Genomic DNA, 18520 nt, shown 5'->3' on the forward strand with positions numbered 1-18520 from the left:
TTTTCGATCATGTCCTGGTTGTCATCTGAGTTTGATGCGAGGATCGATGAAGGGCGCGATGATGTCGGCGAGCAGGTTGCCGAGCACGATGGCGAGGGCCGACACCAGCGTGACACCCATGATGATCGGAATGTCGACGCGCTGGATGGCCTGCCAGGCGAGCTGGCCGATGCCGGGCCAGCCGAACACACTTTCGACGACGACGATGCCGCCCATGAAGATGCCGATGTCGATGCCGATCATGGCGATGACCGGCAGAATGGCGTTGGGCAGTGCGTGGCGGAAGAGGATGGCGCGACGCGCCAGACCCTTGGCGCGCGCGGTACGCACATAATCCTGGCGCAGCACGTCGATCATCGACGAGCGCATCATGCGCGCGTACCAGCCGGCGCCGAGGATGCCCATGGTCAGCGACGGCAGCACCAGATGACGCCAGGTGCCGTAGCCGCCGATCGGAAACCAGCTCAGCCGCACGGCAAAGACGTAGAGCAGCAAAAGACCGACGACGAATTGCGGCGCCGAGACGCCGACGAAGGAGGCGACCATCAGCGTCTGGTCGGTCGCGGTGCCGCGCTTGACGGCGGCGATCAGGCCCATGCTCAGGCCGATCAGCAGCTCGCACAGGATGGCGCCGACCATCAGCAGCAGGCTTGCCGGCAGTCGCGAGACGATCAGCTCCGTGACCTCGGAGCGCTGGATGTAGGAGCGGCCGAGATCGCCGCTGATGAGCTTGGTCAGATAGCGCCAGTACTGGACGGCGAAGGGCTGGTCGAGGCCGAGTTGCTGGCGGATGTTCGCGATCGTCTGCGGCGTGGCGCTGTGGCCGGCAATCTGGCGCACCGGATCGGCGGGCAGGAGATAGAGCAGCGCGAAGGTGATCAGCGAGACGCCGAGCAGGATGAGCAGCGACTGGATCAGGCGGCGACCGAGATAGGCGATCATGCCCGGCCCCTTTGCGTCGGATCGAGGATGTCGCGCAGCGCATCGCCGATCAGGTTGAAAGCCAGCGCCAGCGCCAGGATCGCGGCGCCCGGGAAGAACACCAGCCAGGGTGCGGCCTGGAAGTAGGTCTGGTTCTCGAAGATGATGTTGCCCCACGACGCCGTCGGCGGCTGCACGCCGATGCCGAGGAAGGAGAGCGTCGCCTCCAACAGCACCGTTGTGGAGATGCCGAGCGTGCCCCAGACGATGATGGTCGGCAGGAGATGCGGCAGGATGTGGCGAAACAGGATGCGTGGCGCGCTCGCCCCGATGGTGCGTTCGGCGTCAATGAACTCGCGCTCGGCGAGCGAGCTGGTCTCGGTGTAGATGACGCGGGCGGTCTGCACCCAGTTGACCAGGGCGATGACCATGGCGACGATCCACAGGCTGGGCTCGAACACCGCCGCCAGGCAAATGGCGAGCAGCAATGCCGGAAAGGCCATCATCAGGTCGGTGAAGCGCATCAACGCGCCGCCGATCCAGCCGCGGAAATAGCCCGCGGTGACGCCGACCAAAGTGCCGATGAAAAGCGCTACGCCATTGGCGACGATGCCGATGATCAGCGAAGTGCGCGCACCGTAGAGGATGCGGGTCAAGAGGTCACGGCCGAGCAGATCTGTGCCGAGCCAGAACTGGGCGTTGGGTGGCAAGGGCGAGCCTTCCAACGTCAGGCCGTCGAACATCTGCTCGTTGGGATCATAGCCGGTCAGCCACGGCGCCAGCACGGCGCCGGCGACGACGATGGCGACGATCACCAGGCCGAGCAGTACCAGACGGCGTTTGACCAGACGGCGCCAGACGCCGGCGCGCGGCTTGACCGGCATGCGCCCGGCCGCCGGCATATCAGGCGCGATGGGACTGGTCATCGCCGCCCTCCTCGTCCGTCATGGCCACGATCCGGCGCGCGGCGTCCTCGACGCTGATCTGCCAGCTCATCGCCAGCGAGCGCAGCTGCGCATAGGCGCGGTCGTCGTCGGTGCCCTTCGATAGCGCGCCCACTGCGCGCACGATGGTCTGGCGCTCGGCGACGCGCTGGCGAAGCGAGGCGATTTCGCTGGCCAGGTGTTTGCGGGCCTCGAAACTCTGCCGCGCGATGAGCAGCGCGCTGTAGACACCGGCATTGCCAACCGGCTTCAGCAGCTGGGCGTCGGCCTTGTGCGACAACGCCCATTCGATGCGGCCCGGCGCTTCGGAGCCTATCAACGCCACCAGCGGCATCGGCGCCTCACTCGGCTTCCACGGGAATTGCTCGTCGAAGCCGAGATCGGCGTCGAAGAAGACGAAATCAGCCGCGAGCGCTTCGGGCGGCAGTTCCGGCCAGCAATCCAGCGTGATGAGGCCGATCGCCGACAATTGCCTGGTTATCGCCTGCACCGTCGGATGCGGGCGATGCAGGACGAAGGCCCTGGCCCCACCGAGATTGGGGATGCGTGGCGTCTTGCTCACGACACCACCCTCAGGCGCGGGCGACCGAAGGTCGTGGCAGGGTCGTAGCGCGACAGATAGGGGTCCGGCGCAACCTCGTCCTCGCGGCTGACAACCTCGAAGAACCCATCCGCGATGCGCCCGATGATCACCGGCAGCGTGGCATGCTGGGAGTGCGCGTCGATGGCGATCGGCCCGAGCCGGGTGGAAAAGCGCCGTTCGGCGAAGGCCTTGGAAAATTCCGCCGGACCGGCGTCGGCATCGTGCGAGAGCACGTCGGCCATCACTTGCACCGAGGCATAGGCGGAGGCCTCGAAGGACGAGGCAAAGGCGGCCGGCTGCGGCGCGAAATAGGGCCCGACCGACAGATGGCCTTTCCCGGATACGCCGAGCGCCGGCAGCTCGCCCTCCGTGAGGTTGCAGGAGATGACGGGGCAGGCTTCGGGGCCAAAGGCCGGATCCTCACCTGCCAGGTCGCGATAAGCCGCCAGGAAGGCGTAGGACGATGTGCCGATCAAATTGTTGAGGATGAAGTTCGGCCGTGTCGCCCGGATTTCGGCGATCAGACGCGACACATCGGTCTCGCCGATGCGCAGGTAGCGTTCGCCCAGAACCTTGCCGCCGGCATCCGCGATCAGGTCGCGCGCCACGCGGTTCATCTCCCAGCCCCAGATATAGTTCGAGCCGAGCAGGAAGCCGTTGGCGCCGAAGCGCGGCACGACATGCGCCATCAGCGGAACCAGATGCTGGTTGGGGCAAGCGTGCATGTAGACGACGTGCTCGTTGGCCTCGAAGCCCTCATAGGGGCAGGCGTACCAGAGCATGCCGCCCGCTTTCTCCAGCACCGGGATCGTCTCCTTGCGGCTCCAGGAGGTGACACAGCCGACGACATGGCGCGCGCTGCTGGTCCTGAAGATGTCCTCGCAGAGCGTCGCATAGCGGTCCGCATTGCTTTGCGGATCGCGCTCGACCGGCACCAGTTCGATGCCATAGCGGCGGTCGGCGTTGATGTCGGCGATGGCGCGCATGGCACCCATCCGGCACGCATCGGACACGAGCTGATAGCTCCCCGAGCGGGAATAAAGGATGCCGATCTCGATACGCCGTTTCAAACAGATCCCCAAAAATGACAATGCCCCGCAGCCAGCGCCGGAGGGGCGAGGCATACGAGGCATTCTTGCCGCCCGGCGATCAGAGCCGGTATTTTGTCCTAGCGTATTCGGTACGGCGGGTCAGTCAAGCGGGAAAGTGCGGCATTCAACTCAACCCTCTCGCAACTGCTTCCGGCGCCAGGCTGCGGGCGCTTCGCCGACCCGCGCGCGGAAGACTCTTGAGAAGTACGCCGGGTCGTCGAAGCCGATTTCGTAGGCGATGTCCTCGACCGTGCGCACGGTGAACAGCAGCAGCCGTTTGGCCTCCAGCAGCCGCCGCTCGCTGACGACCCGCTTGACGCCGCTGCCCAGCACCGCGCGGGCGGCCTTGTCGAGCAGATGCGGCGTCGTGGCCAGCGTCTCGACATAGCGGTCGACCGGCCAGTTGTCGCGGAAATGCACATCGACGAGCCGACGCAGGCCCAGTGCCAGCGAAGCCTCGGAAGACATTGCGGAGGCGGTCGCGCCGGGACCGAGGCGGGCAATGTGGGAGAGCGCGACGGCGATCAGCGCCGGCAGGACCTTGTCGTTGCCGGCTTGCGCCTCGGTGTATTCGGCAGCGATCATGTCCAGCACCGCGGCCAGCTTTTTCCACGCGGCATGCCGCGGCAGGCCGTCGGCAAACACCGGCCTGTCCAGCGGCAGCAAGCTCTGGCCGGCAATGGCGGCGAGCGCGCCGTCAGCGACCGAGACGACGATGGCGTCGGTAGCGGGTCCGATCGAGAAGCCATGCACGACATTGCTCGGCACGAAGCTGACGGCGGGTGCCGAAAAGTCCCAGGACCGGTCTTCGATGCGGTAGGTTCCCGAGCCGCTAGTCCAGAAGGTGATCTGACCCATCTGCGGATGCTTGTGCGCGGCAACCTCGCCAAGATGGATGTTGCTGCGGGCCAGCACCGTCTCGACATGCAGGAAACCGACATCGAGCGGCCGCACCGGCTCACCATAGACGAAGAAGTCAGGGATGGAATTCTGGCTCATGGCGTCGGAAAAAGTCCAATCGATTTTGCCGTTCCGTCCATAACCGTTCCACGCCCGGGGCGCTAGGGTTGGCGCTCAAGTGGAGGAACATCATGCGGTCAGAAGACTTCCGTGCCGACAAGGGGCGCCCGTTCACAGGGGCCGAGTATCTGGAAAGCCTGCGGGATGGCCGCGAGGTCTATATCAACGGCGAACGCATCGCCGACGTCACCACGCACCCGGCGATGCGCAATTCGGTGCGGTCGCTGGCGCGCCTCTACGACGCCCTGCACGATGCCAAACAGCGCGACGCTTTGACCTCGCCGACCGACACCGGTTCCGGCGGCTACACCCACAAATATTTCCGCGTCGCCAAGTCCTCCGCCGAGCTGGTCGCGCAGCAGACGGCAATCGCCGAGTGGTCACGCATGTCCTATGGCTGGATGGGGCGCACGCCCGACTACAAGGCGGCGCTGATGAACACGCTCGGCGCCAATGCCGACTGGTATGGGCCGTTCAAGGACAATGCGCTTTCCTGGCACAAGAGAGCCCAGGAAGCGGCGCTGTTCATGAACCACGCCATCGTCAACCCGCCGATCGACCGCCACAAGCCAGCCGAACAGGTGAAGGATGTCTTCGTCCACATCACCAGGGAGACCGATGCCGGCATCTATGTCTCCGGTGCCAAGGTGGTGGCGACGTCCTCGGCGCTGACCCACTACAATTTCCTGGCACAGGGATCGGCGACGGTGACCGAGGATCCGTCGCTATCGGTGATGTTCATCGTGCCGATGAATGCGCCGGGGATAAAGATGTTCTGCCGCGTCTCCTACGAGCAGACGGCCAATACGGTGGCGGCACCTTTCGACTATCCGCTGTCTTCGCGTTTCGACGAGAACGACGCGATCCTGGTGCTCGACAATGTCTTCATCCCCTGGGAGGACGTGCTGGTGCTGCGCGATGCGCAGAAAATCCTGTCGTTCCACCCGGCTTCCGGTTTCATGCATGGCTATTGCTTCCAAGGCTGCACGCGTTTCGCCGTCAAACTCGACTTCCTCGCCGGACTGCTGGCGAAGGCGCTGCGCGCCACCGGCGGCGATGCCTTCCGCGGCAACCAGGCAGCACTTGGCGAGGTCATCGCGCTGCGGCACATGTTCTGGAGCTTTTCCAATGCCATGGCCTACAATCCGATCCCGTGGGCGAATGGCGCGGTGCTGCCCAATCTGGAGGCTGCGCTCGCCTACCGGACCTTCATGTCGGAAGCCTATCCGCGCGTCATCGACACCGTGCGCCGGGTGATCGCCTCTGGCCTGATCTACCTGCCGTCATCGGTGCGCGACTTCGCCAATCCCGAGATCGACAAATACCTCGCCCAATATGTGCGAGGCTCCAACGACATGGGCCACATCGAGCGCATCAAAATCATGAAGCTGTTGTGGGACGCGACCGGCACCGAGTTCGGCGGCCGCCACGCGCTCTACGAGCTCAACTATGCCGGGGCGCCGGAAGAGGTGCGACTGCAGGTGCTGAAGGGTGCCGAACGCGGTGGGCGGCTGAAGGCGATGGAGGAACTGGTCGATACCTGCATGGCCGACTATGACGAGAATGGCTGGACCGGAGATACCTGGCTCAATCCACTTGCTTCGCCGGCTGAGTGAAATCAGATGGCCACGCAGATTTCGAAAGCCGATTTCCGCGACGCCATGGCGAGGGTCTGCGCGCCGGTGAACATCGTCACCACCGACGGTCCAGCGGGACGCGGCGGCTTCACCGCCACCGCCATGTGCAGCGTCTCCGACGAGCCGCCGACGCTCCTCGTCTGCATGAACGGCCGCTCGACGCAGGCTGCCATGTTCCTGTCCAACCAGCGCTTCTGCGTCAACGTGCTGACGCATGACCACATGCATCTGGCGGGAAAGTTCGCTGGCGCGACCAGGGACATGGAAGCGCGCTATTCGGCCGCGCGCTGGCAGACACTGACCTCCGGCACGCCGGCGCTGTCGGATGCGATCGTCAATTTCGATTGCGAGATCGAGACAGTTCACGTCGTAGGCACGCACAATGTGATGATCGGCCGGGTCATCGATGTCAGGCACGGCAGCGGCGGCTCGGCGCTGCTCTATGTCGACCGCAATTATACGCAGCCGACGCGGCTTGGCAGTTTTGGCGGCTGAACAGGGCGAAGCCGCCCGGACCGGAGAGCCTCAGCTCTCGCCGTCGATGAGGCTCTCCAGGAGATCGAGCAACTGCTCAAGTTTCTCGTGGCCAAAGCGCTGTTCGATCTCGTCATAGATGACGCGACGCTCGGGCGAGAGGGCATCGATCAGGGCGGAACCGGCCGGGGCGATGGTCAATACGACACGGCGGCCATCACCTTCAGCCTTGTTGCGGGTGATGAATTTGCGTCCCTCAAGCGCCTTGATGATGCGCGTCAGGCTGGGCGGCAACACCGATGCGCGATCGGCAAGTTCCGTCGCCTCGACCGGGCCGGCTTCGCTCAGCACACGCAGCACGCGCCATTGCTGTTCGGTCACGTCATGCGCCGCAAGCATCGGGCGAAACCGCGCCATCACCGCTTCGCGGGCGTGCAGAAGCGCCATTGGCAGGGAACGGCGGGTGTTTTCAGGCAGCAAGAAGAAGAGCCTCCCACGGTGGCTTGCGATCGAAAACAGGCCTTCCTTCAGCTGATTCCGCCCGCCAAAAGCCCGTCCTTGCCATCCCGTATCGTTGCGCCAAGCCCGATGCAAGACTTGACTTCGCGGATGCCTCATGTAATTAACGCGTTAACTACAGCAAGGCAAATGATCGGGGAGCGAAACGCCGTGCCTCACTTCTCCATCGAGTATTCGGCCAATCTCGATGCCAGGGTCGACATGGGCGAATTGTGCGCGCTGGTGTTGCGCACAGTGCTGGATACAGGGCTGTTCGAGACCGGCGCCGTGCGGGTCCGGGCTTTTCGCGCCGAGTCCTATGCCGTGGCCGACAGGCTGCCGGAAAACGCCTTCCTAGACATGTCGTTTCGCATCGGCACCGGGCGCAGTGCGGATGAGAAGAAGCGGACCGGCGAGGCCGTCTTCGCGGCGGTGAGCGAGCACCTTGCGGCGCTGTTCGAGACGCCGCATTTCGCCCTGTCGCTCGAGATCCGGGAAATCGACCCGGTGCTGAGCTGGAAGAAAAACGCAATCCACCCGCGACTGCGCGGCAAGTGACGGAAGCTGATATGTCCGACCTGCAAGGCAATCTGACGAAGGCCGAAGCCTATCTGGCCCGCTTCAAGCGAGACGGCGTGTTGAACCAGATCGGTGGCGAAGCGGTGCCGGCGCTCGACGGCGCGACGTTCGAAACGCTGTCGCCGGTCGACCTCAAGCCATTGGCGAGCGTTGCGCGAGGCGGCGGCGCCGACATCGACCGCGCCGCCAGGGCGGCGAAGGCGGCGTTTCCGGCCTGGGCCGCAATGCCGGGCGAGGCGCGCAAGAAGCTGCTGCACAAAATAGCCGACGCGATCGAGGCGCGCGCCGAGGAGATCGCCTTCGTCGAATGCATGGACACCGGCCAGGCGCTGAAGTTCATGGCCAAGGCGGCGTTGCGGGGTGCCGAGAATTTCCGCTTCTTTGCCGACCGCGCGCCCGAGGCGCGCGACGGCGAGACGCTGCGGACCACGGGCCAGGTCAACCTGACGACCCGGGTGCCGATCGGCCCGGTCGGCATCATCACGCCTTGGAACACGCCGTTCATGCTGTCGACCTGGAAGATCGCGCCGGCGCTGGCGGCCGGCTGCACCGTGGTTCATAAGCCGGCTGAATTCTCGCCACTGACCGCCCGCCTGCTGGTCGAGATCGCCGAGGAGGCCGGGCTGCCGAAAGGCGTCTGGAACCTCGTCAACGGTCTGGGCGAAGACGCCGGCAAGGCGCTGACCGAGCACCCAGATATCAAGGCGATCGGCTTCGTTGGCGAAAGCCGCACCGGTTCGATGATCATGCGCCAAGGTGCCGACACGCTGAAGCGCGTGCATTTCGAGCTCGGCGGCAAGAATCCGGTGATCGTCTTTGCCGACGCCGATCTGGAGCGCGCCGCCGATGCGGCCGTTTTCATGATCTATTCGCTGAACGGCGAACGCTGCACCTCGTCGTCGCGCCTGCTGGTGGAGGGATCGGTCTATGAAAGCTTCACCGCCAAGGTCACCGAGAGGGCGAAGCGCATCGTGGTCGGTCACCCACTCGATCCGAAAACGGTGGTCGGGCCGCTGATCCATCCGGTGCATGAAAAGAAGGTGCTGTCCTACATCGACATCGGCAGGTCGGAGGGTGCGACGCTCGCGGCCGGCGGCGGCAAGGTCGAAGGGCCGGGCGGCGGCTGCTATGTCGGCCCGACCCTGTTCACCAACGTCACCAACACCATGCGCATCGCGCAGGAGGAGATCTTCGGGCCGGTGCTGAGCGCCATTCCGTTTGCCGACGAAGCCGAAGCGCTGGCGCTGGCCAACGACACGCAATACGGCCTGACCGGCTACCTCTGGACGTCGGACGTTACCCGCGCCTTCCGCTTCACCGACGCGCTGGACGCCGGCATGATCTGGGTCAATTCGGAAAATGTGCGCCATTTGCCGACGCCGTTCGGCGGCGTCAAGAATTCCGGCATCGGCCGCGACGGTGGCGACCATTCCTTCGACTTCTACATGGAGACGAAGAACATCGCCTTCGCCACGACGGCGCACGCGATCCAAAAACTCGGCGGCTGATCAGAGGAAATCAAATGCCCTTGCCCAAGCCCAATCTCTACCCTGCCTTCAACATCGTGCGCCTCAGCCATCTCGAACTGGCCGTCACCGACCTCGCCAGATCCCGTGCGTTCTATGTCGACACACTCGGCCTGCAGGTCACCGACGAGACACCAGACACGATCTATCTGCGGGCGCTGGAGGAGCGCGGGCACCATTGCATCGTGTTGAAGAAGGCCTACACCGCCGAAGCGCGCGACCTCGGCTTCAAGCTGTTCTCCGAGGACGATCTCGACAAGGCCGAGCACTTCTTCAAGGGAAAAGGCCTGCCGGTCGAATGGGTCGAGCGGCCCTACCAGTCGCGCACCTTCCGCACGCGCGATCCGCACGGCATACCGCTTGAATTCTACGCCCAGATGGAGCGGCTGCCGCCGATCCATCAGAAGTATGCGCTCTATCACGGCGTCAAGCCGCTGCGCATCGACCATTTCAACTGCTTTTCGCCTAATGTCGACGAGTCCGTCGCCTTCTACAACGAGCTCGGCTTTCGCGTTACCGAATACACCGAGGATGCCAGCAGCGGAAAGCTGTGGGCCGCCTGGACGCATCGCAAGGGCGGCGTCCACGACATCGCCTTCACCAACGGCATTGGGCCGCGCCTGCATCACGTCGCCTTCTGGGTGCCGACGCCGCTCAACATCATCGACCTTCTCGACCTGATGGCGACGACCGGCTATTTGCCGAACATCGAACGGGGCCCCGGCCGGCACGGCATCTCCAACGCCTTTTTCCTTTACGTCCGCGACCCGGACAATCACCGCATCGAGATTTACTGCTCGGACTACCAGACGGTCGATCCGGACCTCGAGCCGATCAAGTGGGACCTCAAGGACCCGCAGCGCCAGACCCTGTGGGGCGCACCGGCGCCAAAAAGCTGGTTCGAGGAAGGCAGTGCATTTGCCGGGGTTGCGGCACGCCAGCCTGATCTGATGGCGTCGCCGATCATCGCGCCTTGATGGCGGACGCAGATCGAATGAGGAGGCCCGGATGACTGGACATGGGCGGCTCGCCACCTTTACCGTCGGCGGCACGGCGCGTTTTGGCGCGATCACCGGCAAGGGCGTGGTCGACCTGTCGGCCCGCCATGGCCAGTGGCCGACGCTGCGCGAGGTGATCGAGGCCGGCGCCTTGCTGCGGCTGGCGGAAGAGGCTGACGCCTACGCCCCCGATTTCCCGCTCGACGCCATCGCCTACGACATCCCGATCCCGTCACCGGAAAAGATCATCTGCGTCGGCGTTAATTATCCGGACCGCAACGAGGAGTACAAGGACGGCCAGGCGGCGCCTTCGAACCCGTCGCTGTTCATCCGCTTTCCGCGCTCCTTCGTCGGCCATGGCACGCCGCTGGTGCGGCCGCCGGACTCTTCGCAGCTCGACTATGAGGGCGAGATCGTCATCGTCATCGGCAAGGCCGGCCGGCGCATTGCCGAGGCCGACGCACTCGGTCACATCGCGGCGCTGTCGCTGTGCAACGAGGGCACCCTCCGCGACTGGGTGCGGCATGCCAAGTTCAACGTCACGCAAGGCAAGAATTTCGACCGAAGCGGCTCGATCGGCCCGTGGCTGGTGCCTTTCACGGATGAGGCGCAGATTGCCGACATCGCGCTGACCACCCGCGTCAATGGCGAGTTGCGCCAGCAGGACCGCACCAGCCGGATGATCTTCTCGTTCCGCAAGATCATCGCCTATGTCTCCACCTTCACCACGCTGGTGCCTGGCGACGTCATCGTCACCGGCACGCCGACAGGTGCCGGCGCCCGCTTCGAGCCGCCGATCTGGCTGAAGCCGGGCGATGTGATCGAAGTGGAGGCCGAAGGCATCGGCGTGCTAAAAAATGGCGTCGTCGACGAGGCGGCCCAATGACCCCTCTGCAAGTGGAAGACGCCGCGGCGCGGCTGTTCGAGGCCGAGCGTTCGCGCCGCCAGATCCGCCTGCTCAGCCTCGATTTTCCCGAGGCAACGATGGAGGACGCCTATCGCGTCCAGGCGGCGCTGGTGCGGCGCAAGGTCGATGCCGGGCTGAAGCCGAAGGGCTGGAAGATCGGGCTGACCTCCAAGGCCATGCAATATGCGCTCGCCATCGACACGCCCGATTCGGGCGTGCTGTTCGACGACATGTTCTTCAGTGATGGAGCGACGGTTCCCCCCGGCCGCTTCATCCAGCCGCGTGTCGAGGCCGAGATCGCCTTTGTCATGAAGACACCGTTGAAGGGCCCCGGCGTGACCATCTCCGACGTGCTCGACGCCACTGACTACATCACGCCGGCGCTCGAAATCCTCGACACGCGCATCGAGCGCGTCAATGCGGAGACGAAGAAGTCGCGCACCTTCTTCGACACGATTTCCGACAATGCCGCCAATGCCGGCATCGTCATCGGCGGAAGGCCGCAGCGGCCGCAGGAGACCGACATGCGCTGGATCGGCGCCATCGTCTCGCGCAATGCCGAGGTCGAGGAGACCGGGCTTGGCGCCGGCGTGCTCAACCATCCGGCGATGGGCATTGCCTGGCTGGCCGACAGGCTCGCCCGCTACGGCCTGTCGATCGCGGCTGGAGAGGTGGTCCTGTCGGGGTCCTTCGTTCGACCCGTCGAGGCGCGGCCCGGCGACACTATCGTCGCCGATTTCGGCAGTTCGGGAACCGTCAGCATTCACTTTTCCTGACGGGCGGCCAACCCCGATCAGCCGCCATGCAGATAGGCAATCACCACATCGGCGGCGATGCTCGACATGCGCATGCCGACATCCCTGGTGATGTCGCCTTCGACACGGCTCTGCACCCATCCGAGGAAGGCGAAGGCGCGCAACGCTGAAAACAGCGGCAGTGCGGCGATGTCCCGCGGGGTCAGATCCCGCTCTAGCCGATATCCGTCGAGCAGGGCGGTCTCGATCAGTGGATAGATCGCCTCCTCGCGGTTCTGGTAGAGGGCGACGGCAAGGTCATACATGTGCCAGCCATAGCCGCAATCGTCGAAGTCGATGATGCGGATCGCGCCCTCATGGACGAGCACATTCTCGCGCACCAGGTCGGCATGGATGATGCCAAAATTGCGGGCGCTGCGTTCATGATCCGACAGCGCCTGCACGGCCTTTTCGCGCGCCTGGAAAACCAGCTCCCGACGGGAGCCGTCGAGGAAGGGAGAGGTCTCGAAGCGGCCCCAGTTCGGGTTCGGGCCGAAGAAACCGTCGAAATCCCAGGCATGGCGGGCGAAGCCGGCGGGTGGTGTCCAGACGGCAGAGACATTGTGCATGTGGGCGATGGTTCGGCCGATCGCCGTGAAGACCTGTCTTGCCTGCTCGGGCGTGAAATCCAGCGGCACGCCTCGTGCGCCGACAGCGCGGCCTTCCAGCCAGGAGAGACAATCGACCTGACGCGGCGGCGTTAGAGAGCCTGTGCTGACCGGTACGAACAAGTCGCCGCTCAGCGCCGGGATGGGAGATGGCGTGGCGACGCCGGCAGATTGCAGGAAGCCCATCCATTGCAGCTCCGAGAGCAACGCCTCGTCCGAGTGATAGCCAAGCCGATGAATGCGCATGGCCGCCGGTCGCCCATCGGGTAGGCGGACACGAAACACCGCATTCTCGCGGTACTTCAGCAGCTCCGGCTCACCGTAACGAACCCCCCAATGTTCGAGCGCACGCCGGGCAAGCCCTGTGACATCCGCTTCCGTCTCTGGCTCTGACTTCGTGGAAACAGCGTTCACGCCGGCACTCCGCCAACTTCGCCAAGCACCTCGTCGAGCGTGCCGATCAGAAAGGCGGCATTGTCGCGCGAGAACGGCATCGGCGGGCGGATCTTCAGCACATTGCCGTGGATGCCGGTCTTGCCCATCAGTACGCCGCGATGGCGCATCCGGTTGGCGACTTGCTCGGCAATGTCTGGCGCTGGCTCACGCGTCTCGCGGTCGTGAACCAGCTCGGCACCAAAGAACAGCCCGGCGCCCCTGACCTCGCCGATGCATTCATGGCGGTCGGCAAGCGGGCGCAGCAGGCCCAGTGCATAGGCGCCGACATCGCGCGCGTTGGCGACGAGGTTCTCCTGCTCCAATACATCGAGAACGGCATTCGCCACCACAGACGAAACCGGGTTGCCGCCAAACGTGTTGAAGTAGCGGAAAGCATTGCGGAAGGTCGCCAGGATCTCCCTGGTGCTGACCACGGCGGCGACCGGATGGCCGTTGCCCATCGGCTTGCCCATGGTGACGATGTCGGGAACGAAGCCGGCGCGCTGGTGGCCCCAGAAATGGCTGCCGGTGCGCCCGAAGCCGGGCTGCACCTCGTCGGCGATGACCAGGCCGCCGGCCTCGCGCACGGCATGCACCGCGTCATCGAAGAATCCGGATGGCAGCGCCGGGAAGCCTTCGTTGGCGAGCAGCGGACACAGGATCATGCCGGACAGGCCGATGCCGTCCTGCTGCAGCGAGGCGATGGCTTGAAGCACCGCGTCGCCAAAAGCCTTGCCGTTGGCCATCGCATCCGGATGGCGATAGCTGTCGGGCGCCGGCACCAGCCTGACATGGCGGGCACGGCCGCCGACCGGCGGCATGCGCGTGCTGAGCTGCGAAACGGCGGAAGTGTTGCCGTGATAGGTGGCGTCGGTGGCGATGATGCCCATGCGGCCGGTCGCCGCCTGCGCCATGCGCAGCGCGATGTCGTTGGCCTCGCTGCCGGTGCAGGTCAGGATGGCGGTGGACAGGCTGGCATCGAAGGTCGCGGTCAGCCGTTCGACATAGTCGAGGATGGCCGTGTGCAAATAACGCGTGTGGGTGTTGAGCAGACTTGCCTGCCGGCACAGGGCCTCGACCACATGCGGGTGGCAATGGCCGACATGGGCGACATTGTTGTAGGCATCGAGATATTTGCGGCCGTCGGCGTCATGGAGCCAGACGCCTTCGCCGCGCACCAGATGCACGGGCTCGTCATAGAACAATTGCGATTTTGCGCCGAGCAGGCGGGAACGCCGGCTAACCAGCGCATCCTCGGCCAGTTTTTCCTGCGAATAAGCCATTTCTTACCGAACTCCGTTGTGTCCGCTAATCCGTCAGAGCTTCGACAGGCCAGCATCCAGCGCTTCGCCGATCTTCGCGACGTCGGCGGCGCTGATGATGAGCGGCGGCGACAGGATGATGTTGTTGCCGGAGACGCGCAGCATGACGCCGGCTTCATAAGCCGCCTCCGAAACCACGGCCATGGTTTTCTTGTCGGCAGGCTTCTTGGTGGTTCGATCCGAGACCAGTTCGAGCGCCGCCATCAGGCCCTTGTACCTGACATCGCCGACGATGGCGTGCCTTGCCTTCAGCCCTTCCAGCACGGCTGCCAGCTCGATGCCCCGCGCGGCCGCGTTCTCGTCCAGGCGAAGCCGCTTTGTCTCGGCAAGGGCCGCCAGCCCCGCGGCGCAGCCGACCGGGTGGCCGGAATAGGTATAGCCATGGCCGATCGAGCCGAAGCTGGTCTTATCGGTTTCAAAGACATCGGCCACCTTGGCGCCGATCAACGTGGCGCCGAGCGGGAAATAGCCCGAGGTGATCGCCTTGGCGATGGTCATGAAATCCGGCTTCACGCCCGACAGCCGCGAGCCCGACCATGCGCCCGAGCGGCCGAAGCCTGTCACCACCTCATCGGCGATCAGCAGGATTTCGTGGCGGTCGCAGATTTCACGCACCAGCGGCATGAAGCTTTCATGCGGGACGATGACGCCGCCGGCACCCAGGACCGGCTCCATGATGAAAGCGGCGATCGTGTCGCCGCCCTGGAAGGCGATTTCGTCCTCCAGCGCCCTGGCGCACAGTTTCGCCAGGCGTTCCGGGTCGGCCTCGTCGAAAGGGTTGCGGAAGGTCCACGGCGCCGGGATGTGGAAGACACCGGGCAGCAGCGGCTCGTAGTTGCGGCGGAAATTGGCGTTGCCGTTGACCGACGCGCCGCCGAAATGCGTGCCATGATAGCCCTTCTTCAGGGCGAGAAACTTGGTGCGGTCGCCCTGGCCACGGATCTTCCAGTATTGCCGGGCCAGCCGCAGCGCGGTTTCGACCGAATCCGAGCCGCCCGAGGTGAAAAACGTCCGCACCATGCCTTCCGGTTCGAACCATTCACTGAGCTCGTAGGCGAGCTCGATCGACGGTCCGGTCGAGGTGCCGCGAAAGCCGGAATAGTAGGGCAGCGCGCCGAGCTGGTCGGCGATCGCCTTCTTGATCGGGTCGCAGCTGTAGCCGAGATTGACGTTCCACAGGCCGCCGACCGCGTCGAGCACGCTGTTGCCGTCGATGTCGGTGACGGTGACACCCTCACCCTTCATGATAATCTTCGGCGGATTGGCCCGCATCTCGGCTGGATGCGCCATCGGATGCCAGATCGGCTTGGCGTTTGTCTCGGTGAGGAAATTGATGTCGCGCATGACAGGCTCCGCAAATGGTCTCAGACGGCCGGGACGAGGTCGAAATGGCCGAGGGCCTCGGCATAGGAAAGTGCTGGCCGCGCAACGTCGAAATGAACGGTGCGCATGCCTGCGGCACGACCGCCATCGACATTGCGCTGCTGGTCGTCGACGAAGACGCAGGACTCGGCAGGCAGGCCAAGCGCCTCGGTGACGAAGGCATAGGCGCGGGGATCGGGCTTGAGGATGCCGGTATAAGTGGCGTCTACGATGGTGCCGAACAGGCCGAGCAGCGGCAGCCGCCGGCGGAAGTCGGCGCCATAGAACAGATCGAGCTCGTTGGACAGGATTGCGAGCCGAAAACCCGCCGCATGGACGGCGCGGATGGCACGGTCGGCCTCGGGCCGCACCACTTTTTCCGGTTCGGCGCCGCGCGCACGCTGGACGAAGGTTTCCATCGCCTGCCAATCCTCGCCGACGAGCCGGCCGACTTCACCGGTGCGGGTGCGCCAGTAGTCGCGCTCGCTGATCTCGTCGGCCTGCATCGAGCGCCACAGCGGATCGCTGTCCGGATCGAACGGCCCGCGCCATTGCAACGTTCCCTCGATGAGGCCGAGCGCCTGTTCGGTCAGCGCATGCGTCTCGAACAGCGTTCGGGTGACGACGCCGCCGAAATCAAGAACCAGCGCCTGGGCCAAAGGAGTGCTCAAGCGGCCACTCCCTTGACTGGTGTGCCGCGCGGGACAATGCCCTCCTCGACCCAGCGGTCAAAAATCTCGAGCGCCTTGCCGACGAAGTCCTCGCTGTTGATGTGGGCGTCGATCTCATGGAACTCGACGCATGCGGGAATGGTCTTGCGCATTTCGTCGACGAAGGCGGCAAGGGCTTCGGGCTCGTACAGCGGCTCGCCCTGCATGTCCCATTCCTGGATGCCGCCGGAAGGCAGGATGAAGGCTGAGCGCCCCTTCGCCGCGCCGAGCTTGGCGGCGATGGTTCTGGCGACCTGGCGACGATCGTCGGCGTCGACTGTGACCGAGCCGATCAGCCGGTTGTGGGCATGGAACGGGCGCTCGGAGAATTTAGCCGGCAAATCCTGCCAGGTCGGCAGATCGACCATATCGACCGCGCCGGGCGCGGCGATCTGCGGAATGCCACGAGCGCCGGCATTTTCCAGGCGGTCTGCGCCGGAACTGACGACGGAGCCGGCGAGATGGTTGGTGATTTCCTGCAGGCTGAAGTCGAACACCGCGCAGAAGCGCCCTTGTCCGGCAATCGATTCGAAGGCGCGGCCGCCCATGCCGGTGGTGTGGAAGACGGCGACGTCATAGCCGCGCCGCTCCAGCGCCGGCTTCAGCGTCTTCATGTAGCGCAGGCAGCTGCTGCCCAGCGACGTCATGCCGACGGTCGGTCCGATGGCGGGTGCTGACGTGCGCGACGCCAGCACGATCTTCGCCGCGCCGACGACCGCGCCGCAGGCTTGCGACAGGACCAGCTTGCAGATGCTGTTGAGGCCATAGAGCCCCCCTGCCCAGAGGATCATCATCAGGTCGGGCGCGACGCGTTCGGGCGGGATGAGATGCGAATAGGCGATGGTCGAGACGACGAATTTCGGCACGCCGAGCGGCAGGCAAAGCGCGACATCGAGCGCCAGGTCGGTTCCCATCGAGCCGCCGATGGCGATGAAGGCGTCGATCTGGCCGCGTTGATGAAGCTGACGCGCCAGTTGCACGGCGCCGCCGGCCATCAGTGTCATGGCGGTGTTTTCATCACCGCTCGAGACGATCTCGGCGATCGTCACTTCCACGGCCCGGGCGACGGCGTGCTTGTCGTGATCCGGGCTGTAGGGCGGGTCGCCCAGCACGCTGACATCCATCATCACCGCGCTGCCGCCCGAGGCCTCGATGCATTGCTTCATGAACTGAAGCTCATCAGCCTTGGTGTCACCCGTGCCGATCACCAGGATGCGGGGCGCCGTCTCTGCAGACATCATGCCTGCCTCCTGAGGTTTTGCAGGTTTTCGCCATTGAGGCGCATCGAAATCTCCCGTGCCGCGGCCATCACCGCAAGTCCCCGTTCCGCGATCGCCGCCGCCGTCGTCCTGGCCTTTGGCGCCGCCACCGCGATCGTGCCGAGCGCAAAGCCGTCGGCCGCGCGGATCGCCGCCGCGACGCTGATCACGCCCTCCTCGAAACCCTGATCGCAGATCGAATAGCCGCGGTCACGCGTCTCGCCGATGGAGCGGGAAATGGCGGCCGGCTCGATGAGCGTATGCGCCGTGAAAGCATCTAGCGAGCCCGTCAGGCATGCCTTGACGGTCTCGTCGCGGGCGAAGGCCAGGTAGGCGATGCCCGATGCGGTGGAGTGCAAGGGCAAAAGCTGGCCGATATCGACATTGACCCGATTTGCCCAGGCCGGATGTTCGACATGGACGGTAACCAGCGTGTCGACGCCGAATTCCGAGAGGTGCACGGTCTCTGCGGTCGAGGCCGCGAGATCCCGCACCAGGGGAACCGCCGTCTGCAGGAAGGGAAAGCGCGCCTCGCGGATGCGCGCCAGCCGCGACAGACCGGCGCCGAGGCGATAGTGCCGGGTGGCGGCATCCTGCTCGACGAAGCCGTGGCCGGTCAGCGCCAACAGCAGCCGTCGTGTCGTCGCCTTGTCGAAGCCCGACCGGCGCGCCAGGTCGGACAGTCCGAGCGCGGGCTCGTCGACGGTGAACAGCTCCAGAAGTGAAATCGCCTTGCCGACCGTACCCAACCCTGCCTCCGGATAATCATTTAACGTGTGAATTAACTTGACAGGCATCGGCTTTGTTTGCAAGTCTATATTCAAAATAAGGGTTCAAATAATGAACCGACAT

Annotated in this window: 19 protein-coding genes; 7 read left to right on the top strand and 12 right to left on the bottom strand. The window is 64.7% G+C overall.

Annotation, left to right across the window (positions count from 1 at the left end):
• Positions 1-21: 21 nt before the first annotated feature.
• The 5 genes from AC1RZR_RS04505 to AC1RZR_RS04525 form a co-directional block, all read right to left on the bottom strand.
• Positions 22-942: an ABC transporter permease gene (locus AC1RZR_RS04505; protein WP_481827770.1), complete on the bottom strand. Its 921-nt coding sequence runs from the start codon at positions 940-942 to the stop codon at positions 22-24.
• A complete protein-coding gene (locus tag AC1RZR_RS04510) occupies positions 939-1823 on the bottom strand; it encodes an ABC transporter permease (protein ID WP_481829016.1) in 885 nt (294 codons plus the stop codon). The genes AC1RZR_RS04505 and AC1RZR_RS04510 overlap by 4 nt, the downstream gene beginning before the upstream one ends.
• Before the next feature lies 1 nt (position 1824).
• Positions 1825-2427: an ANTAR domain-containing response regulator gene (locus AC1RZR_RS04515; RefSeq protein ID WP_481827771.1), complete on the bottom strand. Its 603-nt coding sequence runs from the start codon at positions 2425-2427 to the stop codon at positions 1825-1827.
• A complete protein-coding gene (locus tag AC1RZR_RS04520; protein ID WP_481827772.1) occupies positions 2424-3518 on the bottom strand; it encodes a transporter substrate-binding protein in 1095 nt (364 codons plus the stop codon). Before AC1RZR_RS04520 ends, AC1RZR_RS04515 begins: the two co-directional genes overlap by 4 nt.
• A gap of 150 nt (positions 3519-3668) precedes the next feature.
• Positions 3669-4538 carry a helix-turn-helix domain-containing protein gene (locus tag AC1RZR_RS04525; RefSeq protein WP_477268482.1) on the bottom strand — a complete coding sequence of 290 codons (870 nt, stop codon included), beginning with the start codon at positions 4536-4538 and terminating at the stop codon, positions 3669-3671.
• 92 nt (positions 4539-4630) lie between these two features.
• Here AC1RZR_RS04525 and AC1RZR_RS04530 point away from each other — a divergent pair, with 92 nt between their 5' ends.
• Positions 4631-6175: a 4-hydroxyphenylacetate 3-hydroxylase N-terminal domain-containing protein gene (locus tag AC1RZR_RS04530; RefSeq protein ID WP_477268484.1), complete on the top strand. Its 1545-nt coding sequence runs from the start codon at positions 4631-4633 to the stop codon at positions 6173-6175.
• Positions 6176-6181: 6 nt separating this feature from the next.
• Complete coding sequence (locus tag AC1RZR_RS04535) at positions 6182-6691, top strand: flavin reductase (RefSeq protein WP_378985887.1); 510 nt, start codon at positions 6182-6184, stop codon at positions 6689-6691.
• A gap of 30 nt (positions 6692-6721) precedes the next feature.
• On the opposite strand, the gene hpaR is transcribed toward AC1RZR_RS04535, so the two are convergent.
• A complete protein-coding gene (hpaR, locus tag AC1RZR_RS04540) occupies positions 6722-7117 on the bottom strand; it encodes a homoprotocatechuate degradation operon regulator HpaR (RefSeq protein WP_477269798.1) in 396 nt (131 codons plus the stop codon).
• Positions 7118-7339: 222 nt separating this feature from the next.
• Between hpaR and AC1RZR_RS04545 the strand changes: the two genes are divergently transcribed.
• The 5 genes from AC1RZR_RS04545 to hpaH are packed head-to-tail and all read left to right on the top strand — an operon-like array spanning position 7340 to position 11954.
• On the top strand, positions 7340-7726 hold the full coding sequence (locus AC1RZR_RS04545) for a 5-carboxymethyl-2-hydroxymuconate Delta-isomerase (protein WP_481827773.1): 387 nt from the start codon (positions 7340-7342) through the stop codon (positions 7724-7726).
• An 11-nt stretch (positions 7727-7737) separates the two neighbouring features.
• On the top strand, positions 7738-9255 hold the full coding sequence (gene hpaE / locus AC1RZR_RS04550; RefSeq protein ID WP_481827774.1) for a 5-carboxymethyl-2-hydroxymuconate semialdehyde dehydrogenase: 1518 nt from the start codon (positions 7738-7740) through the stop codon (positions 9253-9255).
• A gap of 14 nt (positions 9256-9269) precedes the next feature.
• Positions 9270-10250, top strand: a complete 981-nt coding sequence (hpaD, locus tag AC1RZR_RS04555; protein ID WP_481827775.1) for a 3,4-dihydroxyphenylacetate 2,3-dioxygenase — start codon at positions 9270-9272, stop codon at positions 10248-10250.
• Between the two features lie 31 nt (positions 10251-10281).
• Positions 10282-11157, top strand: a complete 876-nt coding sequence (locus tag AC1RZR_RS04560; protein WP_481827776.1) for a fumarylacetoacetate hydrolase family protein — start codon at positions 10282-10284, stop codon at positions 11155-11157.
• Complete coding sequence (gene hpaH, locus AC1RZR_RS04565) at positions 11154-11954, top strand: 2-oxo-hept-4-ene-1,7-dioate hydratase (RefSeq protein WP_481827777.1); 801 nt, start codon at positions 11154-11156, stop codon at positions 11952-11954. Before AC1RZR_RS04560 ends, hpaH begins: the two co-directional genes overlap by 4 nt.
• Positions 11955-11971: 17 nt before the next feature.
• Here the strand turns inward: hpaH and AC1RZR_RS04570 are convergent, their stop codons facing one another.
• The 6 genes from AC1RZR_RS04570 to AC1RZR_RS04595 are packed head-to-tail and all read right to left on the bottom strand — an operon-like array spanning position 11972 to position 18417.
• Positions 11972-12994: a phosphotransferase enzyme family protein gene (locus tag AC1RZR_RS04570; RefSeq protein WP_481827778.1), complete on the bottom strand. Its 1023-nt coding sequence runs from the start codon at positions 12992-12994 to the stop codon at positions 11972-11974.
• Positions 12991-14298 carry an aminotransferase class III-fold pyridoxal phosphate-dependent enzyme gene (locus tag AC1RZR_RS04575; RefSeq protein WP_481827779.1) on the bottom strand — a complete coding sequence of 436 codons (1308 nt, stop codon included), beginning with the start codon at positions 14296-14298 and terminating at the stop codon, positions 12991-12993. Before AC1RZR_RS04575 ends, AC1RZR_RS04570 begins: the two co-directional genes overlap by 4 nt.
• A 33-nt stretch (positions 14299-14331) precedes the next feature.
• Positions 14332-15681: an aminotransferase class III-fold pyridoxal phosphate-dependent enzyme gene (locus AC1RZR_RS04580; RefSeq protein ID WP_481827780.1), complete on the bottom strand. Its 1350-nt coding sequence runs from the start codon at positions 15679-15681 to the stop codon at positions 14332-14334.
• A 20-nt stretch (positions 15682-15701) separates the two neighbouring features.
• Positions 15702-16358 carry an HAD family hydrolase gene (locus tag AC1RZR_RS04585; RefSeq protein WP_481829017.1) on the bottom strand — a complete coding sequence of 219 codons (657 nt, stop codon included), beginning with the start codon at positions 16356-16358 and terminating at the stop codon, positions 15702-15704.
• Positions 16359-16366: 8 nt separating this feature from the next.
• Positions 16367-17647, bottom strand: coding sequence for a Tm-1-like ATP-binding domain-containing protein (locus AC1RZR_RS04590; RefSeq protein ID WP_481829018.1), 1281 nt, complete (start codon positions 17645-17647; stop codon positions 16367-16369).
• Positions 17647-18417 carry an IclR family transcriptional regulator gene (locus tag AC1RZR_RS04595; protein WP_477268503.1) on the bottom strand — a complete coding sequence of 257 codons (771 nt, stop codon included), beginning with the start codon at positions 18415-18417 and terminating at the stop codon, positions 17647-17649. The genes AC1RZR_RS04590 and AC1RZR_RS04595 overlap by 1 nt, the downstream gene beginning before the upstream one ends.
• Between the last annotated feature and the right edge of the window lie 103 nt (positions 18418-18520).

It is taken from the genome of Mesorhizobium bavaricum, from assembly GCF_056781655.1.